This window comes from Cryobacterium sp. 10I1 (genome assembly GCF_035019805.1).
Lineage (GTDB): Bacteria > Actinomycetota > Actinomycetes > Actinomycetales > Microbacteriaceae > Cryobacterium > Cryobacterium glucosi.
Genome location: NZ_JASJVF010000001.1, coordinates 38,392 through 63,381, shown reverse-complemented (window position 1 = coordinate 63,381; position 24,990 = coordinate 38,392). Strand labels below are relative to the sequence as shown.

Below are 24,990 nucleotides of genomic sequence, written 5' to 3'. Positions count from 1 at the left end.
ACGACGACACACCTCTGGCCAGTGCCATGCCGGCGTGGCTGTCGCGAGACCGGTTTTGGACCTATTTGGTGGCAGTCTCGAGGTTGGCCATGACCTGTTCCGCTACGTGTGCGACGAGGGTGGTGTCGATCTTCCCGAGCCCGATCTGGCTGACCCGATGTGCCGGCCTTACCGAACCCGAACATTGATCTCACACTTCTCGAACAGGACGCGGGCAGTGTGGACCACGTCGGATTCTCTTCGACATCCGTGACCGAATTGGGAGTCCTTTCCGTGAATCGAACTATTACGCGATCCAGCATCCTTGGTGTCGTTGCCATCACCGCATTCGCTGCCCTTGGCAGCGCACCTGCATTTGCTGACGCGACACCCGCACCGGCGCCCACCTCCACGGCCGGTCCCACGAAAACGCCACGCACGCTCACCAACGTGCAGGAATCAGCCGCGACCGCGACCGCGAAACGAATCACCTCCTTGAACACCGCGATCACAAAAGTCACCGCCAACGCCGTCCTCACCACCTCCGACAAGACTGCTCTCCTAGAGAACCTCAATAACGACCTCGCCGGCATGAACACCCTTGCGACGAAAATCGCTGCTGACACCGACCTGGCACAGGCCAAAATCGACTACGCCACGATCTTCACTACCTACCGTGTCTACTCGGTCTCGCTTCCCCAAGCCGCGTATACAGCATTTGCAGACACTGTCATCTCAAAGACAGCTGCGAAGCTCACCGCCGAACAGACCCGGCTCTCGGGCCTGCTATCAGGAAAGGACTCCTCTAAGTCCACCGCGGCGTTGCAGGCCAGCCTGACAGACATGACTGCCCAGATCGGTAACGCCGGCAGCGCTGTGGCCGGACTGGCCGCCGGTTCACTCGCCGCCACACCCGACCAGTACGATGGTAACCACGACGTGATGAAACCCTTCAAGGCATCTGCGACCACCGCGCGCGCAGCACTCAAACAGGCACGGACCGACGCGAAGACCATCCGCTCCGCACTCAAATAGCACCGGCCCGGCAGCGCGCCGGCCACTTCTCTGCCGTCGCGCTGCCGGTTCACAATAACTTGCCCTTCCGCGTTCTACGGATGCAGCGCCCGCATCGGAAGCCCTGCATTCTCGTTCGGCCCCGACTCGATCGCCCTCCGACTGGAATCGACCAGCGGTCGATGCCTGGGCGTTCCGTAGTCAACTGATAGAACCGAGACACAACCTGTGAGAATGAATTCAGGGCGCAGCAAGACCCTCATCGCGGGTGTCACTCTCCTCGTCCTGGGAGCCGCAGGCGGGTTCCTTGTCGTCCACCCGGCTTCCGCTGCCAGTCAGACCTCTCAGTCCCCATCGGACACGCCCCGGCCGGCGTCGGCCCTCGCCATCACGGGCACTATTGAGACGGTGCATATTCCGGCGACCGCATCCAATTTCACCGCCAGGGATGCCGAGGTGTATCTTCCTCCGGCCGCCGTGGCCGTCGACGTTCCGGCATTCCCCTTCGTGCTGATGATGATGGGCCAACCCGGGAACCCGGACGCGTCCTACATCGCTTCAGTCCTCGACACGTTCGCCCTCACCCATGACGGTCAGGCGCCGATCGTTGTCGTTGCGGACCAACTCGGCGATCCGAGTGTCGATTCACTCTGCCTGGACACTCCGGCGCACGGGAATGTGCAGACCTACCTTGAGCAGGATGTCGTCAACTGGGCGCGCGCGAACCTGCACATTGAAACTGATCGCGTCGATTGGACAATTGCGGGGTTCTCAAACGGTGGCCAATGCGCCATTTCCCTTGCTACCAAGTTTCCGGACGTATGGGGAAACGTGATCAGCGCGTCCGGGACGACCTTCGCAGGCACGGAATCTGAGCCCACGGTTCTCGCCGACGTCTTCGGCGGAGACCAGGCCGCCTACGACGCGACAAAACCAGCGACCGTGATGTCGTCCACGCACTACCCCCATACCGAGGCCGTGTTCACCGTGGGGGCGGATGACTCCGTGATCGGTCCACCCCAGAAGGCCTTGAGTGCCGTGGCTTTGGATGCCGGCATGGTGACCAGCTACTACGAAGTTCCCGGCGAAGGCCACAGCGTCGGAGCGCTCCTCGGAGGACTCACGAAGGCGTTCGACGTTCTCGCCCCACGCCTCGGATTTCAGGAACCATCACCGCAGCCATAGTCCCGCACGCCGCTATCCGGCCAGCCCTGATCAGTGGACACCCGAGAGGCGGATCACATCACTCCGACCCGACGTTGCATCTCCGGCTCTGAGGGCACCTACCTATTGGGTCTTCCGACCGCTTCGAGAGTTCAAATTTCGCAAGCGTTGGTACCCTACTGGGGTTGGCACTAAGCACTAGTCCCAAATCCTCGGGTGGGCAACGCGACAGAACCTTCTCGGATCATGCCGCTGGCATCACTGGTCCTCACCAAGCCCCGTCCGCAGACAACGACACTAATTCAAACGCTCCAAACTTCAACCGCTCGATCGCCCCCAGGCCTTGAAACAGTGGATGGGGCACTCCGGTATCGCGATTCTGCGTTTGCGAGACCCGTCAGAAACTCCTGGATGGGCTCCGGGACTCGTTCGATTTTGCGGTGCGTGTCCGGCCTTATTTGCTCGAGTTAGTGGCTTCCGGGGTCAGTTGAGGATGTTCACGGCGCGGGAAATGACCAGGGCGAGCAGAATGAAGCCGGTCAGTGCCTGATACGCCATCAGCATTTTCGCTCGGTGCGTGAGCGGCATCACGTCCGTGGGGCTGAACGCCATCATGTTAGTCAACGAGATGTAGGCGTAGTCCAAATAGCTTGGCCGCCAGTCCTCACCCCCTGGCGCCCCGTCATGTTGCGGGAAACGGAAGTCCACAGTCGCCGTCGCCCACTGGGCTGCATCGCGACGCGCAACTGGACCTGACCGGTCCAGCTCCCAATACACCAACGAGAACGCAATCACGTTCGTAACCCAGACCTGCAGCGCAGTGAGGAGGACATCCGGACCATTCACTCCCCCATAGAGAAGCTGGCGGACCGTGAAAACAACGGTGACTTGATTGGCGAGGGTCAGCAATGACGCCAGCCCAATAGATAGCCACCGGGACCATGTGGTCTCCCGCGATAGCCGGCGTGGGTTGAGGATCGTCAACGGGATCAGCAGAAGCAAACCCAACACCGGGACGACCCACCGGGGCAGAATCTGCACCTTCTCGGGAATGAGCAGATACAGAACCAGACTCAGAATGATTGCGGCCAGGACCGGCCAGCGGTGCTCGTGCCTCACAAGAGGCGTCGACGTTTCAGTCACAGTCGAGAGTGTAAGCGATCCCCAATCACGTCGACGCCGTCACCGGTGAAACGACTCTTCGAAGCGCCGACGCACAGTTCGCTGTCCTCGCTCAGGTTTCCGTGCGACTAGGTGAGGAATGGTGTTGAACCCAGTTCCCTCATCGCCACCGCGATAATCGTTGCTATTGCCAGCACTATCGTTGCCACTGTCAAACCGCGACCAGGAGCACCTACCGGGATCAGACGGTATGCCCGGACGGAGAGCCCGAGCCCCACTACCGTGGCGATGAAGGCGGCAAACGGGAACACAACTGCGAACAAGATGCTAGCAAGCGTCAACCAGAACCCGGACTTGCGGCCCGGAGTGTTCGTCCAATCCCCGGGCGGCCGTCTCAGGCCACTCAACTCGTTCTCGTCCGCATTGAAGTGTGCGTCGTTCAATTGATGCCCCTCACGTTTGTTCGGCGGCCAGTATCACACAATCCCCCCTGACCGAAGGAACATCGCCCAGGAAGCGGTCGACCCAACGAGGGCTATCAGCCTCCCTGTGCGCCATACCTGGCGAGCCGCGAGCACTTGGCAAACGACGCACGGTGCACCAATCGTGACGGTCTAATCGGTGCGGTTCGAGATGGGAGTTGGACGGTTCTCTTGGCGGTGGATCTAGTTGCCCTTCGTACAGGTTTGCTGATCAGCGGTCTGACCGGTGACGCTGGATGGGAGCACGGCATTGGCCCCAGCGGGAGCGGCGACGGGGGTCGCCGTCGGCGTTGAAGCTGGAGTGGATGTGGAACTAGGTTTTGCGGTCGCGGCTGGCGTGGGAACAGGGGCCACCGGAGCGTTACTCGGGAGCACGGCCGCCCGGCCTGGGGCCCCAGAGAGCTGCAATGGTTTATCCGCGACCAAAGCGGTGTTCAAGACTGTGGCGGCACTGGACTGGGCGATCACCCGTCCTGGCTCGGCCGGGTCAGTGACGGTGGGGTACTGAACAAAGACCATGTTCGCCAGCCCTGTGTCCTTGATCGCGAGAGCGATCTGGACCAAGGTCGTCGGATTCGTCAGCGTATCCGAGAGAACCATGTTCCCCGTTGCCGCTTTGGCCAGGGAGAACAACGCGATCGGGTTTCCCAGGACGCCGCCACTTTGGACCTTCCGGGCCAGAGCAGCCATGAAGAGCTGCTGGTTACTGATCCGCCCCAGGTCACTGCCATCACCGATACCGTGCCTGCTCCGCAGGAACGAGAGTGCGTCGTCGCCGACGAGGGTTTGCTGGCCCGCCGCCAAATGCAACGGAGGCGTCGTGTACAGATCATTGACCGCCGAGGCCAGGCAGACGGTGACCCCGCCGACAGCGTTCGACATGGCAGTCACCCCGTCGAAGCTAATCTCCGCGGCGTAGGGAATCTGGACGCCGGTGAGCTTCTCGATCGTCAACACAACGCAGGACAGGCCACCGCGTGACAGGGTCGTATTCAGCATCACCCGGCTGGACGCCGACGCGGTCCCGCCATCGGCCTGCGGACACGCGGGAACGGCAAGCATCAGGTCCCGGGGGAAACTAATCACACTGACGCTCTGATGATTCTGCGCAATGTGCAGCAGCATGGTCACGTCGTTGTTACCCGCGCCAGAACTACCCGCGAGCTCTGCGGCCGTCCCATAGGCCCCGCCCTGGCCGGTACGGGTGTCCGTGCCCGTCAATAGCAGGTTAACCCCGCCGGCGATCGCGGTCACGTCCGCGGCCGGGGCAGGAGCCGCCGTGTCGCCGGGCGTCTGATCAAGGTGGGCCAAATGAACACCGGGCTTGACGCTGCTGGCAACATCCCACGCGGCAATCGCCGCAACGGAGCTCCCACTAACCAGAAGCACCGCGAGGGTGATGCCAAAGGTCTTCGTGACCGTCCGCCACGGCCCCCGAGGTGTCAACCGTCCATGCCGGATCGGCTGACCGGCATTCCGGTCACGCCCACGCAAGGGCCCAGCGTGTGTCACGGTAACCCTCTTCCGCCCGGTCGAACCAACCGGAACATCCACGAACAGTCGTTTCGACCGAACTGTATGCCAGCAGTGACCGGAGATTCCTGTGAAAGTGCTCCTCGACCAGCGCAATCTCACAGGAAGCCCGCCAAGCCCACCAAACGGGGGATGACGAGTGTCGCCGGATCAGAGTCAGCGTTGTTTGATGGCGTGTTCAACACGGGAGTTCACAAATGGCGTCCATGGTCGTCAGATTGCAGCTCCCCAATGGGACACAAACGCGGCATTCAGTATGGAAACGAAACGTTTCCAGTGGGGAATCCCTACTGCAGAAGATGGGAACGGGCGCCCGGGGGTCATCTCGAGCGCCAACATCGGGAAAGACTTTGGCCCCGCCGCGAGTAGCCGTTCATTCCGCTCCGCAGTGCACGGGCAAGTCGACGAATCGAAAAACGGCGACCGCCAACGCCGTGAACTGTCTTGTCCGAGCCGGCGATACAGGCAGCCTGCGCACCTCCACGGCCCCTTGTCGGTCGAGCTCAACGTCGACGAGGCTTTTCCAGCAGAGATTTCCGAGCAGACACAATCTGGGAGAGACATGCGACCCGACGCGACACGAGTGGGATGAACGAGCGGTTCTGGATTCCCTCAGTAGTGTCGTGGTGGCGCCCCAGCCCATTGCCGCGCACTCTGATCTGATCCCACACCCGGCAGGACACTCCCCGCATATGACCGTATGTGAAGTACCGAGCAATTGTGGTCAATCCACACTAAATTCCACCTCCGCGACGTCCCCTGAGAAGGGGCTCGGTTCGTGATGAGTTCGCGCAACCCGACCCGTGCGCCACGTTCAAAGACCGACCACAGGGTTCCGTCAAATAGACCGTCACAGTCAACGCGCATTAGCGTGGGCCGTTTGATCCGCTCAGAATCCCCGAACTATTTTCTGCTCCTGGGAACGACGCTGTTCTTGGTCATCTTGGGCTTGATCATGGTCCTGTCTTCGTCATCAGTAGATTCCTTTGTTGCTCACGAGGGTTTCTTCGGCGTTGTGCTTCATCAAGGTGCCATCGCCCTGGTCGGCGTCCCATTGATGCTCGTGCTCAGCCGGATGCCGTTGAAGTTCTGGCAACGTATCGCTTGGCCGACGCTCATCGCTACTTGCCTCGTTCAGTTGCTCGTCTTCACCCCGCTAGGTGTGACCGTGGCCGGGAACACCAACTGGCTGTCCATTGGCAGTTTCCAATTCCAGCCATCTGAAGCCATCAAAGTCGCCCTCGTCATCTGGCTGGGCATGCTTCTGGCACAGAAGAAAGATCACCTCGACGACTGGCGCCACGTCCTCGTGCCCGTTTTCGGCATCGGCGGCACGGCCGTCATGCTCGTCATGATCCGCGGCGATCTGGGGACAACAGTAATCCTCGCCGGCATCCTCTTTGGCTCCCTCTTCTTCGCCGGCGTAAAACTACGCATGCTCGCCATCCCCTTGGGCATCGGCGCCCTTGGCGCCCTGGCTGCGGCCATGGCCAGCGGAAACCGGATGGCCCGGATACTGAGCTTCTTCGGCACCGGCTGCGACGGCTCAACCGGCACGATCTCCGCCGCATGCTGGCAACCCTTGCACGGCACGTGGGCCCTCGCGTCGGGCGGCATCTTCGGCGTTGGACTCGGGAACTCCAAAGCGAAATGGTCCTGGCTTCCAGCCGCGGACAACGACTACATCTTCGCGATCATCGGCGAGGAACTCGGTCTCATCGGCGCAGTCGTGGTGCTCGCCCTTTTCGTCCTGCTGGCCATCGCCTTCCTCCGCATCATGAACGCCACGACCAGCCCTCAAGCCAAAGTCAGTACTGCGGCCGTCATGGTCTGGATCATCGGTCAAGCACTCGTCAACATGGGCGTCGTCCTCGGATTCATCCCTGTCCTCGGCGTGCCACTCCCCCTCATTTCTGCTGGGGGCACCGCCCTCCTCACCACCCTCATCGCAATCGGAATCGTGCTCTCCTTTGCACACAGCGAGGCGTCGCCGACACGCACACCTCCACCCGGAATGCCGGACGCCGACCACCCGTAACTCGTCCCGCGCGCTCTCGTCGCAACACAGCACGCTGATTGAAGTGGACACGGCACGGAATCGATTCTTGGTCCACCCACGGTGTCGACGCTGTGAAATCCTTCGCCGTTTTCGCCTCGATGAACCGTCCACCGAAACAGTGCCTCGCACCACCGGGTTTGCGCGTCGAGTCAACAGTTGTTTTGACGGGAACAACGCCTAGTCTTTCGTGTGTGCAGAATGGGGCTAACGGCTACGAATCGATCAACGCGGACCACCAGAAACGGCTGGATCGATCTCGCGAAATGACGCGGAAGGACCGGACGAGCGTGCCCGACAAACGGTGGAGCAGCAGGGTCCTGCACCATATCGGCACAGTGAGCGAACACGCCGCCGCGGGATTGGTTGCCGGAAGTGCACTCGTAGTGTGGGTCGCGGTCGGGATAGCGGCGGGATTTCCTCCATGGTGGGAGAACGTCCTTTACATTGCGAGTTCATCCGTGACAGTCGTTATGGTCTTCGCAATCCAACATACGCAAGCACGACAACAGTCGGTAACCCAGCGCAAGCTCGACGAGTTACTACGCGCCCAGCCAACTGCCGACGACCGACTCATCGCGCTCGAAGGTGCGTCGGACGACGAATTGGAGGCCCTCACTGACCTCAGCCAAGAGACCCGAAAACGAGCCCTCGAGACGGATGCCCCGCCACCGGCGGTAAATCCCCTGACGTAAGGAATCGATGTGGCCCACGTCCCGACCAGATCGGGATCGGTCTGGCCGACCGTCCCAGTCGTTGGATTTCGTTCACGTGGAGGAACCCTTGACTTCACCGTTAGCGGCGCACGCCGGCGCAGGTGACCAGAGCCTCTAACCTGTTCATATGATCACTTTGATTCAAGCGGCGATTCTGGGATTCCTCCAAGGGATCACGGAATTGTTCCCAATTTCCAGCCTTGGCCACAGTGTCATCCTGCCCACACTCTTCGGCTGGAACATCGACCAAAGCAGCCCCGCCTTCCTCGGGCTTCTCGTTGCCACCCATCTGGCTACCGCTATCGTTCTCTTCCTCTTCTTCATAAAGGACTGGATCCGGGTTTTCCAAGGGTTCGGACGTTCCATCCGGGATCGTAAAATCGGCCCCGACGACATCTACGCGAAACTCGCCTGGCTGCTCATCGCCGCAACAATCCCCGCGGGGATCGTGGGCTTGCTCTTGGAGAAGCCCCTCCGGTCCCTTTTCGCATCCCCACTGATCGCTGCCGCATTCCTTGTGATCAACGGCCTCATCCTTCTAACCGCAGAACGCCTCCGACGGCATCCGAACCGGGCTCAGACCGGACGGGTGAGCGTTGATGCTGTTGCGAGCGGACGCCCCATCCCCGCGGGCTCGGCCAACACGCAAATGTCCGAGACCGAGAGCTCCGACACCACGATCGCCAAGCTCACCTGGAAACAGGCGTTCGGAATCGGCGTCGCCCAGACGGCCGCCCTCCTTCCGGGAATATCCCGATCAGGATCAACCATGGTCGGTGGGCTCCTCTCCGGACTCAACCACGAAACCGCTGCCCGATTCAGTTTCCTACTGGCCACACCCATCATCGGCGCCGCGGCAGCACTGAAACTCCCGGGACTGTTCAGCCCACAGATGGCCGATGAGAGCGGCGCGTTCCTCGTCGGTGCGCTCTGCTCGGCCGTTGCCGCATGGTTAGCCACGAAGTTCCTGCTGCGCTTCTTCGAGACCAGGACACTCACTCCTTTCGCGATTTACTGCATCGTCGCCGGAACCATCTTCTTCGTAGTCCTGCTCGCGTTCCCTTAGAAGTCCGTCAGGACACCGCACGTCAAATCAGTTGAGATTCCATTCCTCGGAGCCCACACGGTCATCACCCCCTACGTCCTCGCTCGGCTGAGGCATCCTTGGCGATGACGTGCATTATGGCCGCATCACCCGCGCCGATCCGCACTTCGAGGTCATCACGGGGATCCAAATAGCCGATCGTGCAGCGGGTTCAGGATCTGTGCTCGATGTCGACAGCAAGCGACCCGCCCGATCACAGGTCGCGCCTGTCTCTTGTCAGAGGTCCCTACCCAGCCGCGACTTTGCGGATCTCAGCTGGCGCCAGAATCCGAGTTCGGAAAGTTGACCCGGCATACCGACGGGACAGGATCATCGACCAAGTGATAAGAATCGCACCCTACGAGGGACAGTTCGCGGCCCTGGACCACACTGCGGACCCGGCTGAGAGATTCGCGCTGGCAGCGCCAGCCAGGGTTCAGCAGATGGATTCCAGAAAATTGTTAGCGTCGCGTGCATCCAAAACGGAAGTTCAATCAGAAGAGAGTCTGGGAGGCGATGACGCTTCCCGTCCAGAACAACTAGCAGGAGGTAACCATGCGCAAGACCATCGCTGTCGGCGCCGTAGTCGGTGTACTCGTCGCCCTCGCGGGATTCATGCCGGCAAACGCCAATGAGAACCACAGCCACGGGGACAACGGCCCCGCCGAACTAACCGTGTTCCACGCAATCCCGGGCGTCACGGTCGACGTCTACGTCAACGGAGCACTCACTCTCGATAATTTCACCCCCGGTTCATTCTCAGACACTCTGAGCCTTGACCCAGGCACGTATTCCGTAGCGATCACCGCCGCTGACGCCAAAGACGCCTCCAATCCTGTGATCGGCCCGATCGATCTCAAGCTGGGCAGCGGCAACAACTACACCGCCGTCGCACACCTGACGGAGGCCGGCATGCCGACCGCGACCCTGTTCCAGAACAACCCGGATGCCGTCGGAAAGGGCAAGGGTCGACTCACGGTCCGCCACGTCGCCGCTGCACCCTCCGTCGATATCCTGGCCAACGGTGCCGCCGCGATTACCGACCTGACCAACCCTGACGAGGTCGAACTGACCCTCCCGACGGGGACGATCAGCGCGGCCGTCGCGGCGACCGGCACGACCGCAGCGCTGATCGGTCCGGCCGACGTGACCATTGCCAAGCGCACGAACACCATCGTGTACGCGTGGGGCAGCCTCGCTGACCACAACCTCGCCTTCGCCGTGCAGACCGTCAAGCTCGACAAGGCCCACCACTAAGCAACACCCAGACACCTCCTGCGCTCTGCCATCAGAGTGCAGGAGGTGTCCGCTTAATCCCACACAACCAAGACCAAACCCGTCCGACAAGACGGTGCGCTCCACCGGTCTTCCTCGGCCAGACCGGCGTACGCCCCCGACTCGGCCCAAGCCACGAGGACACAAAATCCCTTCGACGGCCAAACCTATTGTTAGTGGCTCTCTAAAGGAGCTTCTGGCTATTCTCTGCCTGACACCGATCTGCGCCCACCGTCGACGGGGGGACCATGAACAAGCAACATGCCGGTCGACGCTTGACTGCGAATAGCCCGGGCACCGGGATGAACCGCAGTCTTCGAATCCTCAGCGGAGCACGTAACCGATTGGAGGCGAGCGATGACACACATTGACCCCGAGGACCTTGCCATCATCGCCCTGGCCGGGGCCGACCTCACCGCAGCTGAACGCCGGCACCTCACGAGATGTCCGGGGTGCGCGCTCGAACTCCTTTCCCTCCAGCACACCGTGGTTGTCGGCCAGGCGGCGCGCAACGTGTCCCTTACCGAGCCTGCCGAAGCGGTCTGGGAGCGGATTCATGGCGCTCTCGGACTCAGTGCTGCTGTCAAGAGCACACCACGACGTGACCAATTCGTCGGCGCAACGCCCGCAGCGGCAACCAATGTCCCGGAGCCCGCCCAAACCCGAACTTCGAGGGATCATCTCACCGTGACGAGGGCTCGCACACTCGTTGATCTGGCGCCGCGTCGCCGTCGGTGGCTACCTGTTTCCTTCGCAGCCGCGCTCGTCGGCCTCATCGCGGGCCTGGCCGGTGGTATCTGGTTCGACTCACTTCAGCACGCCGCCGCACCAACAGTGATTTACCAAGCGCAACTCACCCCCTTCCCCGGCTGGCAAGCACATGGCCAAGCGTCGGTTAAGGAGAGCGCGGATGGGCACCGCAACGTGACCGTCGACCTGACGGCTCCCGCCACCCCGGATAGCTCTCTACGGGAGGTCTGGCTGATCAAAGCAGACGCCTCAGGACTTATCAGCATCGGCCTGCTTGACGGAAACACGGGCCGCTTCGACATCCCCGATACTGTCGACCTCACCCAGTATCCCCTCGTCGACATCTCAGCTCAACCCAACAACGGGAACCCCGCGCACTCTGGGAACACGATCGTGCGTGGACACCTGCAAGCCATTTGACACACACTCGCAGGCCCAAACACGTGAGAACGCCTCGACCGCCGAAAGGAAACGTAGGTGATCCGCGCCGTGGCACTCTAGCTTGCCTGGAATCGGGCAGTCCGGAGCAACAGACGGGGGCGCGATCGGGGCCGCTGGCGAGGCGGCAGGTGGGAACCGTCCAGGGCTGCGGCCGAGGCGCTCTTTGGTAAACTCTCGTCGTCCTCCCGACGCGGCTGGATCTGAGACTAGGGTGCCGCAGGAGGTGCGGCAGAAATGTTCGCTTGTCGCTTCGCGGCGCGCCCGCCCGCGAGTGAGGAGAGGACGATGGTCACGAGCGCGCCGAGGAGGAGGGCCGCGCCCTCACCGGGTACGAGTAGGTGGGCTTGCTCACCGATCGTGGCCGCGGCGACGGGAACCCCGAGCTGGGCAGCAGAAAGTAAGCCCAGAGGCAGCTCCTGACCGAGGAACCGAGTGGCGGCGTGGGTGAGCAGGGCGCCGCCACCGAGCGCGAGGCCCAGGAGGATCATCTGCGGGTGTGTGAGGAGGTCACCGAGGTTGAGGGACGCGCCGAGCCACACGAAGAAAAGTGGTCCGAAGAGCCCATCCGCGAGTGCGAACAGCTGTCTGGCTAGCCGGCGGGGCTCGCCGATGGCGGCGACGACCAGTCCGAAGGAAAACCCGGCCAACATGATCGAGACGTGGCCGAAGACCGCGAGAGCCGACATCGCAAACAAGACCGCCAATTGGATGCGGAGTTCGAGAGCGAACTTGCGTTGCTCGGAGAGCCGATGCAACCGCAGTCGAGCGCCGTTTCGCTCCAGACGCGACAACGTCAGGTAGAGCACCGCAGCGGCCGCTGCGACGGCGCCCGCTCCGAGGGCCGCCCGGCCGGCGTTGGGCGGATCGATCGCCAGAGGCAGGGCGATGATCGCGACGATGTCGGCGATGGCGACCTGGGCAGTGAGTTGCAGCACCGAGTTTCCGCGCAGCCGCAGGGAATCAATCACCGGCAGGACGAGTGCCGCGGAGGACGATGCCATCAGTACGGCGTAAAGGGGAGCGTGTGCGCTCCCGAAGACGACGGCGGCACCAATACCAAGCGCCACCGCCAGGACTCCGGTGAACAACGCACGAACTGCGCCCGTGCCCAGTGCGGATCGGATCTGCGCGTCCCGCACGGGCACGTGTGAGCCGGCCACGAACATGATCAGAGCGAATCCGACATTGGCCAACAGCGTGATCGATGGGTCCGACGAATCGACCAGACGGAGCCCCGTATGGCCAACGAGGATGCCCGCCAGGATCTCGCCCAGCGTCACCGGAAGATTCCACCGTCGTGGGATCGCCAGCAAAGGCCCGAGCAGGGCAACGATCGAGATGATCGCCAGGGTTTGGAATGTCATCGCTAACCCACCACTAGGGGACGGCCGGCCGCCCCAAGATCAGGTCGGCCAGCTGCACGGGAATGTTCGTGTTCTCATCGGTGTGATATGTCGCACAGACCCGGTGGTAGCCGTCGGCAATGTGTAGAGGCACCGCCGAAGAGAGATTGCCACGAACGAGCAGGATTGGCGAGAGCTTCACGCCGGTCCGGATTTTCAGCAAGTCAGAGGCGACGTGGGGGTTGGTCACGTCAAGGAGCGGCAGGCCCGCAGCCCGGAGAATGTCCTTGGCTTTCTGAATGGTGATCGGCGTGTCTTGGAGCGCCTGCACGGTGGCGTCGACGCTCTCAGCTTGCAGGAGCAGGTGCAAGTAGTCCGCGGCGCTCGGGTAGTCCTGCGCCTCGGGCGACTCCAGCCATTTGACTTTTTTGGGCATGGTGGTCTTCCGTTGTTTTTTCGAGCAGGCTTTGGGAATGAACTTTCCGGCCCGGCCCGGTCCGGCCCGGGCTAGAATCCACCGCCTGATAGCTTGAGCGTAGTAGTGATCCGGCCGCCATGGAGGCGACCGCGATGCAGGCGTAGTAGGTGCATCAATTTGCGCTGGGCGGCCGCTCAGTCCAACGCCGGCAGCATCGGTATGAACGAACATCTCGGATTCGTCATCGAAGAACGATGGCTAAGTCTCGCTTCACCGCAGTAGTACGAGGAATCGGGGAGGCGCAAACCATTCCCTATTTGGTACACACATAAGTACACACATGGACTGCCGAAGAAACAGCGGATAACCACCGTCAATTCGACCGAGAATGCTGATTAGGCCCGTTTCGGCCCGAAAAAGTGTGCCCCTGGAGGGATTCGAACCCCCAACCGTTTCCTTAGGACACAACCGAAAGCGATATCACTTTCGACGTAAATATGCCTTTGATCAAGATTTAAGAATGCCAAATTCATCTAGGTACACACAGAAGTACACACATAGCGGCTCCGCGATCACAACCTCAGGTCGCGACATCGTCTAGTGCGTGAATCGTCGAACAAACCAGAGAATCGACCCGACAAGAGCCGCAACGATCACACCCACCACTCCAAGGTTCAGGAGCGGAGCGAACGCCACGAGCAGCGAGGGCAGCACGCAACCGGCTGGGGAGGTGCACGGCTGGTTCGCGACGCCTTGGAGCATCGACATCGCTGTGATGATGAGTCCGCAAGCGAGCCACAGCTTTACGAGGTCACTCAGTGTCACTCGCAGTCGGCCCTTCCGTCGTGCCGGGGAGCGAGGCGGAGTCGCGCGGCTGCGGACGGGAGCGCGATTCGGAGCGCAGTTGGGAGCACGGGTCGCGGGGCGAGATGTGCTTCGAGTCGGCGCGGCCTTGGCTCGAGAGCGAACCGCAGTGGGAACGCTCGGCGTCACGACCTGAACGACGAGTCGCTCGAAACGTGGCATCACCCGCAGCGTGTCTGCTGCTCTCGGGTCGACATGCCAGGTTTCCGGTTCTTCCGCTGCGAACTCGATCAAGGCCAATTCGCTGTCACTCAAGTGCTGAGGCCGGGCCAGGAGCCAGGCGACAAGTTCCTTCGCGTCCACAACAGAAACCATGCCCTCGTCGGGGACCCGCTTGTCGCTGATCGACCTCGCACCAAGAATGGCCAGGACGGAAATGACCGGCACGGGGAACCCGACTTTTGCCGTCAGCCGTCGGCCCACATCTATCGTGTCGCTCTGCGCCTGCTTCAGGTGGCGGGTATTCGCGTTGTTGACTCGAAGCACGAAGTCGCCCACCCAAACGGATGCGCCGGCATGGTGCTTCGTGTTGATCGCGAACACTCCCCCGGGCCCGATCACGAGGTGGTCCACGTCCTTGGTGCCGGCACCGATCGGCACCGCGTGGCGCACGAACCACGTCGGGCCGAGCGCGGTAAGTAGGGCGCCTACCTCGATCTCACCGAGAGCTCCGGCGTACCAGGACCAGGCATCAGCACACAGCGTCACCCCGGCGGGGGATCTCAGTGAAGGATCGAGCGCCTCAGCGGCAGCCTGGACCTGTAGACATTTCGCCGCCACCGAGTAGCCAGCTCCGCGCGAGGACAACGCCTGGATGCCCGCAAAGTCAACGCGCCCGTCCAAATCGTCAGACATCGCCACCCGTACCCCCGTAGCCTGACGCTACCCGCACGCGACCGACATCCTCGTCCCCCACTATGGGGTTCGAGGCGACCGAACTCCGCGCACGTCGCCGAAACGACGGAACCCGAGACGCCGTCCGGTGCTCACGCAACGATGTCAGCGCCTCAGGTTCCATGCCCCGATGTCATGTCGGTTGCATACGCCTCTTGGTCGGTAACGCTATTCGATCACGCGTTCAACCTTTCCAACCAAGAACACGTAGGAGCAGATCCCGGCCGCCGTGATGAGTGTCATGTAGACGAACGCGGGGGCGAAATCGGTCTTAGAAACGAGCAAGCCGATCACGATGGGAGTCGCGATTGACGAGAGGTTACCGATGAAGTTGAACATGCCACCGGTCAGGCCCATCAGACGGGCTGGAGCCATTGCCGAGACCAGAGACCACGTAATCGACGCCAGGCCATTGCCGAAGAACGCCACCGACATGAACATGACGACGAGAGTGGTGTCGTCCGTGAAATTCGCTCCGATCATGGTCATTGAAAGGAGCAGACCAGCGATGATCGGTAGCTTGCGTGCCAGCCCGAGGTTGAATCCCCTCTTGACGAGGTTGTCGGAAAGAACCCCACCGAGAAGCACCCCTACGAGTGCGGCCAGGAACGGGAGCGAGACTAGGAATCCACTCTTGATGTAGTCCATGTGGCGGTAGTTCACAAGGTAGCTGGGGAACCAGGTCAGGAAGAACCACAAGGTTGACGTTAAGCAGAACTGGCCGAGGTAGATGCCCCACAGCTTGCGTCGGCGGAGAACAATAAACATGTCCGTCCAGGCAATCCGCTTTCTTGGGGCTTTGGTCGGCGTCGCATCCAAGTCGACGAGACCGCCGCCTTCTTTGATGTATGCGATTTCTTGGGCATTGGCCTTGGCCGACTCACGAGGGTTGCGGTAGACGATGTACCAGACCAGCGCCCAGACCACTCCCGCCGAACCAGTCAGAACGAAGATCCAGTGCCAGCTGAGCACGAACTGGAGCCACGTCAGCACGGGTGTCAGCAGAGCCAGACCGATGAACTGGCCCGAGGTATAGAACCCGATGGCGGTGGCGCGTTCCCGCTCAGGGAACCATCTCGTGACAACCTTGTTGTTGATCGGATAGGCGGGGGCCTCGAAGATACCAACGGCGAGCCGGAGCACAATGAGCGCCGCGAAGCTGCCGACGATACCCATGAAGATCGTTGCGGCTGACCAGAGTACCAAGCACGCCGGGTAGAGGAGACGCGGATGGACGCGATCAACGAGCCAGCCACCAGGGAGCTGAAGGGCGGCATAGGTCCAGCCGAACGCAGATAGAAGGAGTCCTTGCTGCGCCGTGTCCAGACCAAATTCTTTGGAGATGAGTGGTGCGGCTACGGAGAGATTGGCTCGGTCCATGTAGTTGATAACCACGGTAACGAACAGCATTATCGCGATCACATAGCGGACTTTGGTAGTACCCGCCAGTGCGCGGGGTCTTTCCGGGCGTGTTTGGGTCGTGGTCGACATGTGAGTCACCACTCCGCAAATGAACCGTCGGTGTGACGCCAAACTGGGTTGCGCCAGCGGGCACCTTCCTGGGCGCGCTCGAGGACATACTCTTCGTTGACCTCGATGCCTAGGCCGGGTCCGTTCGGGATGGCGACCATACCGTCGTTGTAGGCGAAGACGCCAGGATCGACCACATAGTCGAGCAGATCATTGGACTTGTTGTAATGAATACCCAGGCTTTGCTCTTGGATGAAGGCATTGTAGACATTGGCATCTACCTGGAGACAAGCGGCGAGGGCGATCGGTCCGAGTGGGCAATGCAGCGCGACGGCGACGTCGTAGGCTTCTGCCATTGCGGCGATCTTACGAACTTCGGTGATGCCACCGCAGTGCGACGGGTCGGGCTGGATGATGTCTACAGCCCCGCTGGCGATGATGTCTTTGAAGTCCCACCGGGAGAAGAGCCTTTCGCCTAGTGCAATAGGTGTGGGAGTGTTCCTCATGACGTCCAGGAGGCTGCTGACGTTCTCACTGAGGACAGGCTCCTCGATGAACATCAGCTTGTAGGGCTCGAGCTCCTTGATCAGCACCTTCGCCATCGGCTTGTGGACGCGACCATGAAAGTCGACACCAATGCCGACGTTCTTGCCGACAGCTTCACGCACCGCGGTAACGTTCGCGATGCACTTTTCCACTTTGTCCCAGGTATCGATGAACTGCAGCTCTTCGGTGCCGTTCATCTTTACCGCTGTGAAACCGCGGTCGACGGCGTCCTTGGCCGCCTTGGCCGTATCGGAGGGACGATCGCCGCCGATCCAGGAATACACGCGAATCTTGTCGCGGACCTTCCCACCGAGCAGTTCGTGTACCGGGACGCCGAGCGCTTTGCCTTTGATGTCCCACAGCGCCTGGTCGATTCCGGCGAGGGCGCTCATGTGGATTCCGCCTCCACGATAGAAGCCGGCACGGTAGAGCACAGTCCAGATGTCTTCGATATTGCGGGGGTCCTTGCCGATCACGTAGTCGGAGAGTTCTTCAACCGCTGCGGCCACAGTTGCCGCCCGCCCCTCGAGCACGGGTTCACCCCAACCGACGATGCCCTCGTCCGTCTCAATCTTCAGGAAGAGCCAGCGCGGTGGTACCGAGTAGGTGGTGAGTTTGGTGATTTTCATGCTGACTTCCTTGTCGAGGCGAGTGCCGATTTCCAGGCTGCAATCATGGCGATGGCACGCTGTCGGAGGTCCTCGATAGCGATGCCTGGTTTGTACAGTGACGAGCCGATTCCAAAACCGGTTGCGCCGGCTGCCATCCAGATTCCGATGTTGGTTGCTTCAATGCCGCCAACAGGAATTAAATGGATTTCTTTGGGAACGACTGCAGTCCAGGCTTTGAGCCCGTTGATCCCGACCTGTTCGGAGGGGAAGATCTTGACGTTCTTCGCGCCGGCGCCGATAGCAGCGAAGGCGTCGCTGGGCGTGGCTGCTCCGGGGAAACTCTGCATCCCTAGACGCACGGTTTCTGCAATCACAGCGGTGTTGGTATTGGGTGAGACGATGATCTGACCCCCGGCGTCGTGGCATTGACGGACCTGATCCACAGTGAGGACAGTTCCAGCACCCACTAGGCAATCCAGTGGAAGCAGCTCGCGCAGGGCAGTGATCGTTGCGAGAGGGTCGGGCGAGTTGAACGGCACCTCAAGGGACCGGAAGCCCGCGTCGTACAGGCACTGGCCGACCTCAGGGGCCTCCTCCGTCGTCAGACCCCGAAGAATCGCGATGAGACCTGGGTAATTCATGGGTGTTTCGATTGTGGATTTCACGCTCAGCCTTTCGAAATTGAAGGATGTTGCTGGAAGGGTTGGGAGGGCAGGATCCTGGTCTCGGAGAGGAGCCCGGCCGCAGTGGCGGCGTGCCACATCCCTGCCACAGCCGCAGTAGTCGTCTCGTGTGCCACCTGCAATCCGAACCTCTTGAGTGCTCGCCGATATCGGTCGTTGAGGTCGGGCTCACCGCACAGGAGGATCTCGCCGGAGAATTCGCCGAGCCAGGATGCTCGAATGCCGGCGATTTCGGTACCAATCAACAGGCCTGAGAGATAATCCTCAACCTGGGTCGGGTGCAACTTGCCAGTCATGACGAGCGTGCGAGCCAAGAAGGCCGTCATCAAGATTCCACCGTTCGGAGCCGCAGCGACCTCGAGGCCCCGGGCGAAAGCCTTCCAATCGGGCTTCTGCGATCGGACAGCTTGAAGGGACAAAGTGCTCTTAGTCGCGAGCAGTGAAAAGAACTCGCCGGTCATGTAAGTCGTGAAGGCGGTCACGGTCGTTCCCGAAACCCGCACCCACTTGGAATGGGTCCCCGGCAACAAAACGATCCGCTCGTCGCGCTGATGAGCGTTGAGCTGAGGGGCGCTCATCAATGCCCCAAGTACCTGTGTTTCTTCGCCGCGAATAACGTCAGGAAAATCTGAATCAACGATTAGCCCGGGAATGATGTGAACCATGACGTGTCGCTTCGTTGGAACGGGAGTCAGGATTCCCACGGTGGCAAGATCAGAAGGCAGCTTGCGATACGGGGTCTCGGCCCAGCCCTGATTGCTCCCGACCATGCCGCAGGCAATGACGGGAACGTCCGGCCAAAGCATGAGCCAATCGCCGCAGAGCGCCTCGAAGCAGTGTTCAAAAGCCTGCGCATGATCTGTTCCCGCCCGATTCGCATCTGACGTCACGGCCAGAACACCGGAACTTTGCCGGCGCTCGGACAACACAATTCCGAAATCTCCCAACAGATACGCTCTGAGCGAGCTGGTCCCCCAGTCCAGTGCTATCAATCGGGCTCGGCTTTGATTCGTCATCGACTCTTGGTTCCCTGCTGATTCGCTGAGGGGAATGTGCATCCCTGCCCGCACAACAAGACTGACGGGATCATCCCAATAATTCAAACGTCGTCTCATATACTGGGATCATGCGTATGCGAAATAGTCGCTCGGTCTGCGAGCAGCGGGAGCAAAGATGACCGACCCGGTGCAAACGTCCAACAACGTCGAATCCCGCCCGCCAGGAACGCAAACACTCTCCCGCGGTCTAGAAATAGTGCGCGCAGTGGCGACTGGCGCCACCGATTTGAAATCCGTGTGTCTGGCGACAGGCATAGGCCGAAGCACCGCTCACCGTCTCGTCCAACTCTTGGAACAGTTCGGGTATCTGCGCAGTACTCACGGCGCCGACTATTCTCTTGGGCCGACACTCATCGAACTCGGATTCCAGGCGCTGTACCAAAGCCCGGCATCCACCGTTGCCCGCCCCTTCTTGGAACTCCTGTCCAAGAAGTACCTCGATACCATTCACCTGGCCATCGAGGAAGAAGGACAGGTTCTCTATGTTGACAAGATCTCGGGCTCGCGCGGCGCGGAAATGCGCTCGCGCATTGGCTACCGGATGCCTCTGAGTCAAACAGGCATCGGGAAAGCGCTCCTCCTGGACGAACCGCACCGCTGGGAAGCCGTGTTCGACCAAGAGCACCACGGGCTCAATACTCCAAATGACGTTCGCAAGCTCTTCCTGACCCGCATGTCCAAGTACGCGAAACAAGGTTCAACACTCGACCTAGAAGAGAATGAACCAGGAATTCGCTGTGTTGCGGCACCTGTGCACAACGGAAGCGGTGCCGTCGTCGCAGCCATCAGCATCTCGGCCATCACCCCCTATATGCCAGCTGAGAGGATGAAGGCTCTTCAACCCGTGATGCAACAAACCGCTCTCGCGATATCAAGGAAGCTCGGCTACGCGGGACGAACCTTCCACGCTGATCCAGCGTGAGCTTCGCGTCCTGATCGTCGGATAGTCTCGGCCGCCATTCGCCCACGTCCCCACATTCCATGCACGACCCACCGGTGGTCGGAGTGGATGCCACACTAGGTGCGGCCGCAGCCTGGGCCACCACACCGCGTCCAGCCGTGCGTCGCCTGTTGCTCCAACGTCTTCCTGCTTGCGGTCATCGTCGTTAGTGAGGCCGATGTCGATGACTGCGCGCCACAGATTCCGCGACGAAACGCAGGTCAGCACACCATCACCTGACGACCTCTTCTCGGCCGCAACAGCCCAGTTCCTATTTCTGCCGCGATGACACACCTCGTCGTTGCATTTGACCTAAGGTCAGCTATGACCACCTCTCAGGGACCAAACGGCTTTCCGTTCAACCGCTCGATCGCGCCCGATTCTGAGCAGGTGGCCGTCACCCTCTGGCAGCTCACCTTCGTTCGGATCGCGGCGGCCAAGGCGAAGCTCGATGGAATATATGTGCAGGTCGTAGAAGACCGCTCCAGCCTTCGGCTTGACGATCGCTACTTGGGTACCTGGCGCACTGGCAGCCTGCACGTCGCTGCGATGCAAGCCGCGGTCGACGCGCTCATGACGGTGCAGGCAGTTCTTGAGCCCGTTATTGCCGGCACGGGGAAGCTGCCCATGTCCGGGCTGTATCCGGTGCTTCGAGCGGCCACTGAAAGCGCAGCTCTCGCGATCTATTTACTCGATCCAAATGATCGAGACGAACGCCTTCGCCGGAGCTATTTGACGGCGGTGGAAGACGCGAAATATCAGGACACGTTCGCGGCGTCGATGGGCAATCCGAACAGTTCGCTTCACGAACGTGCGAAAAGTGAGATTAAGGAGCTTATCGCCACGCGGCCTAGCCTCGGTGAGCCCCTAGCTTTTCGGTTCGCAAGGCTGAAATACAGCGACCTGGTAGAGAACGCGGATGCCATCATGGCGTCTGACCCGTCGACACCGACCGTGAGTCGCATGACGCTCATCGCATGGTGGCAACTGCTCTCCGGGTTGAGTCACGGAAAGCAATGGGCCTTCATCGTATCTATGGAACGCAGCGAAGCGATCGTGGACGAAGCGGATGAGTCGGCCCACGTACGCCAATCGTCCTCAGCTGCAGCCATAGCTATCGTCCTCCGACTCGGGGTTGAGACGCTAGAGGCAGCACTGCGCCTGTACGGGCACCGGTCCAAGTCGGCATGGGCTCAGCCGGAAGACGCATCCGAGCCGCCCTTTATGAGCTACACCGAACTGCACGGGCGGGCGAAGAGCGACCGTGAGGAACGGCTCTGCTCCCCAGAACGCCATAGCGCTGATTCACCGCATCGATGGTAAACCGCTATGAGTGGAAGAGTCGACTAAGAGTTGGAAGCGTCGATATCCGACGAAGGGTTGGTCTAGTGAAGCATCGTCCGTCGATATGCTGAGCGAGTGGCAACGCCCTCGGATAATCAAAACCTCCAATTGGTCACGCTCGTTGCGCCACTCCAAACCACCGAGTCGGGATCTGGAACCTTTCTAGGGTTGGCCTCCGATGGGAATCAGTATTGGATCAAAGCCCCAAATAACCCGCAGGGCGTACGCACGCTTGCTGCTGAGGTCGTCGTGCACGGGATTGGGGCCTTGATCGGCGCCCCAGTGTGCCGGACCGCCTTGGTGAACATCCCCATTTCGATGAATTCCCTGAATTGGTGGTTCACCCCGCAGCACAAACTGACCGGCGGCATCGGACACGGATCATTGAATGTCGATTCGGTAATCGTTTCAGACGAATGGACTACGTACTCGGCGCGTGACAACAACCGTGCCCGGCAAGCGCAAGTGTTTGCGCTCTGGGACCTTTGCATGGGCGGCGACCCTCAATGGCTCCATGACACATCGGATGACTACTCGATCTGGACCTTCGATCATGGATTCTGGTTGGGAGGCGATGGAGATTGGTCAAGCGAATCACTCAAAAGAGTTAGAACGAGTCCGTGGCAATACGATCTTGACCCCAGCGTCGCGTCCGCCGCAGCTCTCCGAGACGCAGCCACGGCCGTAGATGCACTGGATCGGGATGCGATCCGTAGCGTTACGCAGTCAGTGCCCATAGAATGGGGAATTCCCTCGTCGGACCTTTCCATCCTGGCGGACATGCTTTATTTACGTACCGATGGTGTCGCCAAACGTCTGGCGACGGCAGCTAAGAACTCAAGCTACGACTAGGAGGCGACCTGTGGAGTACCAGTATTGGGTGATTCGATATGTCCCAAATGTCGCGCGCGGCGAGTTCACCAACATAGGCGTTGTGTGCGGACGCGACGGCGGCGACTGGGCGGTGGAATTCGACAGGCACTCGGTAAAGAATCACGGGACGCTAAGCAATGATTTGAGTGAGTTAACTTCGTGGATTACATGGTTTAGGCGAACAGTCGAGTCTCCTGGCCGTTCGTCGCTATCCGCCAATGACATGGTCGTCGGCAGCGGTTGGATCGAGCACCTTCGGTCGCGGCAGGCAAACTCCGTGCAGTTCTCGTCGAGAGCACCGATTGACGTGTCGTCCGGGCGAGAAGGGGTTGCTCTCCTCTTTCCTCATCTGGTCGAGCGCGAAAGTTCTCGGCGCCAACGAACTGTGAATAGGCGTTCCCTAAGGGCCGAGGTTCGAGACACCATGGTTCACGAGATGGGTTTCAGACTTGGTCACGACTTGTTTGTTCAACCTCAAGCGATCATCGGGAAGCAACGTGGATCGTTCGATGTCGTCCGCACCCAGCGGTTAGTCGAGCGCGTCACTAACGTCTGGGCGTTCAATGTGGCGACTTTGGAGCCGCTGGAACGCGAGATTCAGTCCTGGAATTTCCTCGTCAGCCGTCTGCGCCAGGATGGTGCTTCCTTGCGCATCGCGGGCAATAGAGAACTCGCGCTAGCTCCAGACACTCCGGTCGAAGTCATCTACGACCCGCTGCGGTCTCAATCCGACCGCCAATGGCGCACAGACATATTTGAGGCCGCTATTGAGGCTTGGGAAATCAACCATGTGACTTTTAGAACACTTGACGAGTTTCTTAACTCGGCACGGGAAGACGATCTAGTTTCTGTCAACTGATATGTGCGGTTTTTTGTCAAGAGGGCGTGTTTGAGCGGCGCCCGTGATGATGGCCGTTCGGGTTGTGGTTGGTGGCTGCGGGGGTGCTTTTTCCCCGCTTCCGCCGGCCACGATCCGAGAGAGTTGAGTCTCGGGTGCTGCGGGGCTGGTCGCCGGGGCCGGAGCGTCGAGCGTGTCTTATCGACGCATGGTCAGACTGATATGCGCGGGTTGGTTACCGCAGGGCGAAGTGTTCGGCGGGAGTGGTGCCGCAGGTCTAGGGTCGGGCGTCGCACGACCTGAATGTCGTGCTGCTCATAGTTGAAAAGCGGGTCACTCCACATGCTTGCCGGTCGCTCCGGCCGGGGCGATCAGCCGGTCTTGAGGGGCTTATCCGTCCATGACGGCGAGGGACCAGCACCAGCCGGCGAGTTCTCGAGCGATGGCGACGTTCGCGATCACGGGCCGCTTCTTCCTCATCGTGAATGACGCCCATTGGCGATATAACCGTTCGTTGCCGGCCTGGCCGCGGAGGCGCGCCTCGACAGGCGCTCTGTCCCACCTGGCCTGCATCACGGACTGTTTTCCTGGGCGGTAATCGCGGCGATGCTGCCATGCTGCCTCGACGAGCAGCCTTCGGGCGTGGGAGTTGCCGGTCTTGGTGATCCCGCCCAACTGACGGGACTGGCCCGAGGAATACTCGGCCGGCACCAACCCGAGGAAGGATCCGATGGTGTTGCCGGTGAAGCGGTGCCAGTCGGTGATTTCAACAGCCAACGCGAAACCCGTCAACGGGCCGATGCCACGCAAACAACCAAGCCGGTTCACCAATGGTGTGAACTGTGAGTCCGCAGCCATCGCGTTGATGGCCTTGTCGAGACGGTCTCGCCTGGCGGAGGTCTGGATCACGGCTTCATAGTTCGCGTCGAACGCGGTCGTGAACGCGAGGTCACCGCCGCGGTGGGATCTCAGCCAAGCATCGTGTTTCTGCGTCCACGCTGCGCCGTCGGCATAGACGAATCCGTGTCGCAGGAGCAGTTTCGACAGCCGGTGCCGGGCGCCCATCAGGTCCTGTCGGGTGTCTTCTCGGGAGCGCACGAGATCACGAGCGGTTTCTTCCTCGACCGAGGGAACCCGCACCGCGGTGATCTCGTCCATCCGCAGCAGCCGAGCCAGGTGCTCGGCGTCACGCGCATCCGTTTTCACCCGGTCACCCGTTGGACGTTGCAGCTTCGACGGCGCTGCGACCACGCACGTCACTCCCGCTTCAGAGAGCTGCCGGAACAAACCGAAACCGGTCGGGCCGGCCTCATACGTCGCCGTCTGCGGGCCCGGCAACGACCGAACCCACGCCACGACTTCGAGCAGATCGCCGCCGAAGCGACGCCGCAAAACCTCACCTGTCTCCTCGTCGATTGCGAAAGCTACGACACTGCGGGCATGGACATCCAAGCCAATGAAATTACGAGAGATACTCACTGGGGCCTCCAAA

Annotated in this window: 21 protein-coding genes and 1 pseudogene; 12 read left to right on the top strand and 10 right to left on the bottom strand. The window is 60.8% G+C overall.

What is annotated here, in order from left to right:
• Positions 1-249: 249 nt before the first annotated feature.
• Together QN345_RS00270 and QN345_RS00265 are read left to right on the top strand one after the other, a co-directional pair.
• Positions 250-1,014 carry a hypothetical protein gene (locus tag QN345_RS00270; RefSeq protein ID WP_322188300.1) on the top strand — a complete coding sequence of 255 codons (765 nt, stop codon included), beginning with the start codon at positions 250-252 and terminating at the stop codon, positions 1,012-1,014.
• A 213-nt stretch (positions 1,015-1,227) separates the two neighbouring features.
• Positions 1,228-2,178, top strand: coding sequence for an alpha/beta hydrolase (locus QN345_RS00265; RefSeq protein WP_322188302.1), 951 nt, complete (start codon positions 1,228-1,230; stop codon positions 2,176-2,178).
• 462 nt (positions 2,179-2,640) lie between these two features.
• On the opposite strand, the gene QN345_RS00260 is transcribed toward QN345_RS00265, so the two are convergent.
• Positions 2,641-3,300, bottom strand: a complete 660-nt coding sequence (locus QN345_RS00260) for a DUF1345 domain-containing protein (protein WP_322188304.1) — start codon at positions 3,298-3,300, stop codon at positions 2,641-2,643.
• A gap of 644 nt (positions 3,301-3,944) precedes the next feature.
• On the bottom strand, positions 3,945-5,015 hold the full coding sequence (locus QN345_RS00255; RefSeq protein WP_322188306.1) for an LCP family protein: 1,071 nt from the start codon (positions 5,013-5,015) through the stop codon (positions 3,945-3,947).
• 1,060 nt (positions 5,016-6,075) lie between these two features.
• On the opposite strand from QN345_RS00255, the gene ftsW reads away from it, so the two are divergent.
• From ftsW to QN345_RS00235, 5 genes are all read left to right on the top strand, one after another.
• Positions 6,076-7,332 carry a putative lipid II flippase FtsW gene (ftsW, locus tag QN345_RS00250; RefSeq protein ID WP_323508280.1) on the top strand — a complete coding sequence of 419 codons (1,257 nt, stop codon included), beginning with the start codon at positions 6,076-6,078 and terminating at the stop codon, positions 7,330-7,332.
• 119 nt (positions 7,333-7,451) lie between these two features.
• Positions 7,452-8,045 carry a low affinity iron permease family protein gene (locus QN345_RS20480; RefSeq protein WP_416347643.1) on the top strand — a complete coding sequence of 198 codons (594 nt, stop codon included), beginning with the start codon at positions 7,452-7,454 and terminating at the stop codon, positions 8,043-8,045.
• Between the two features lie 148 nt (positions 8,046-8,193).
• Complete coding sequence (locus QN345_RS00245) at positions 8,194-9,132, top strand: undecaprenyl-diphosphate phosphatase (protein WP_322188310.1); 939 nt, start codon at positions 8,194-8,196, stop codon at positions 9,130-9,132.
• A 573-nt stretch (positions 9,133-9,705) separates the two neighbouring features.
• A complete protein-coding gene (locus QN345_RS00240; RefSeq protein WP_323508277.1) occupies positions 9,706-10,407 on the top strand; it encodes a DUF4397 domain-containing protein in 702 nt (233 codons plus the stop codon).
• Between the two features lie 375 nt (positions 10,408-10,782).
• On the top strand, positions 10,783-11,595 hold the full coding sequence (locus QN345_RS00235; RefSeq protein ID WP_323508276.1) for an anti-sigma factor: 813 nt from the start codon (positions 10,783-10,785) through the stop codon (positions 11,593-11,595).
• A 227-nt stretch (positions 11,596-11,822) separates the two neighbouring features.
• On the opposite strand, the gene QN345_RS00230 is transcribed toward QN345_RS00235, so the two are convergent.
• The 7 genes from QN345_RS00230 to QN345_RS00200 form a co-directional block, all read right to left on the bottom strand.
• Positions 11,823-12,980, bottom strand: coding sequence for a cation:proton antiporter (locus QN345_RS00230; protein WP_323508275.1), 1,158 nt, complete (start codon positions 12,978-12,980; stop codon positions 11,823-11,825).
• Positions 12,981-12,993: 13 nt separating this feature from the next.
• Entirely contained in the window at positions 12,994-13,395 is a 402-nt protein-coding gene (locus QN345_RS00225) for a hypothetical protein (RefSeq protein WP_322188316.1), read from the bottom strand.
• Between the two features lie 579 nt (positions 13,396-13,974).
• The gene (locus tag QN345_RS00220; RefSeq protein ID WP_322188318.1) at positions 13,975-15,096 is read right to left on the bottom strand and encodes a nuclease-related domain-containing protein; all 1,122 of its coding nucleotides are present in this window, start codon (positions 15,094-15,096) and stop codon (positions 13,975-13,977) included.
• A gap of 207 nt (positions 15,097-15,303) precedes the next feature.
• Positions 15,304-16,626, bottom strand: a complete 1,323-nt coding sequence (locus QN345_RS00215) for an MFS transporter (RefSeq protein ID WP_322188320.1) — start codon at positions 16,624-16,626, stop codon at positions 15,304-15,306.
• Positions 16,627-16,631: 5 nt separating this feature from the next.
• Complete coding sequence (gene dgoD, locus QN345_RS00210; protein ID WP_322188322.1) at positions 16,632-17,780, bottom strand: galactonate dehydratase; 1,149 nt, start codon at positions 17,778-17,780, stop codon at positions 16,632-16,634.
• Positions 17,777-18,427: a 2-dehydro-3-deoxy-6-phosphogalactonate aldolase gene (locus QN345_RS00205; protein ID WP_322188324.1), complete on the bottom strand. Its 651-nt coding sequence runs from the start codon at positions 18,425-18,427 to the stop codon at positions 17,777-17,779. The genes dgoD and QN345_RS00205 overlap by 4 nt, the downstream gene beginning before the upstream one ends.
• Before the next feature lie 2 nt (positions 18,428-18,429).
• Positions 18,430-19,548 (bottom strand): 2-dehydro-3-deoxygalactonokinase, encoded by a 1,119-nt coding sequence (locus QN345_RS00200; RefSeq protein ID WP_322188326.1) that lies wholly within the window; start codon positions 19,546-19,548, stop codon positions 18,430-18,432.
• Between the two features lie 70 nt (positions 19,549-19,618).
• Here QN345_RS00200 and QN345_RS00195 point away from each other — a divergent pair, with 70 nt between their 5' ends.
• The 5 genes and pseudogenes from QN345_RS00195 to QN345_RS00180 all read left to right on the top strand — a co-directional run bounded on the left by QN345_RS00195 (position 19,619) and on the right by QN345_RS00180 (position 23,519).
• Positions 19,619-20,425 carry an IclR family transcriptional regulator gene (locus QN345_RS00195; RefSeq protein WP_322188328.1) on the top strand — a complete coding sequence of 269 codons (807 nt, stop codon included), beginning with the start codon at positions 19,619-19,621 and terminating at the stop codon, positions 20,423-20,425.
• Positions 20,426-20,767: 342 nt separating this feature from the next.
• Entirely contained in the window at positions 20,768-21,766 is a 999-nt protein-coding gene (locus QN345_RS00190; protein ID WP_322188330.1) for a hypothetical protein, read from the top strand.
• A 96-nt stretch (positions 21,767-21,862) separates the two neighbouring features.
• The gene (locus tag QN345_RS00185) at positions 21,863-22,639 is read left to right on the top strand and encodes a hypothetical protein (protein WP_322188332.1); all 777 of its coding nucleotides are present in this window, start codon (positions 21,863-21,865) and stop codon (positions 22,637-22,639) included.
• A pseudogene (locus QN345_RS20475) lies at positions 22,587-22,835 on the top strand (DUF3037 domain-containing protein); the annotation flags it as partial. The gene QN345_RS00185 and the pseudogene QN345_RS20475, both read left to right, overlap by 53 nt.
• Before the next feature lie 249 nt (positions 22,836-23,084).
• On the top strand, positions 23,085-23,519 hold the full coding sequence (locus QN345_RS00180; RefSeq protein ID WP_322188334.1) for a hypothetical protein: 435 nt from the start codon (positions 23,085-23,087) through the stop codon (positions 23,517-23,519).
• A 369-nt stretch (positions 23,520-23,888) separates the two neighbouring features.
• Here the strand turns inward: QN345_RS00180 and QN345_RS00175 are convergent, their stop codons facing one another.
• Positions 23,889-24,989: an IS110 family transposase gene (locus QN345_RS00175; RefSeq protein ID WP_322188336.1), complete on the bottom strand. Its 1,101-nt coding sequence runs from the start codon at positions 24,987-24,989 to the stop codon at positions 23,889-23,891.
• Position 24,990: the final 1 nt, after the last annotated feature.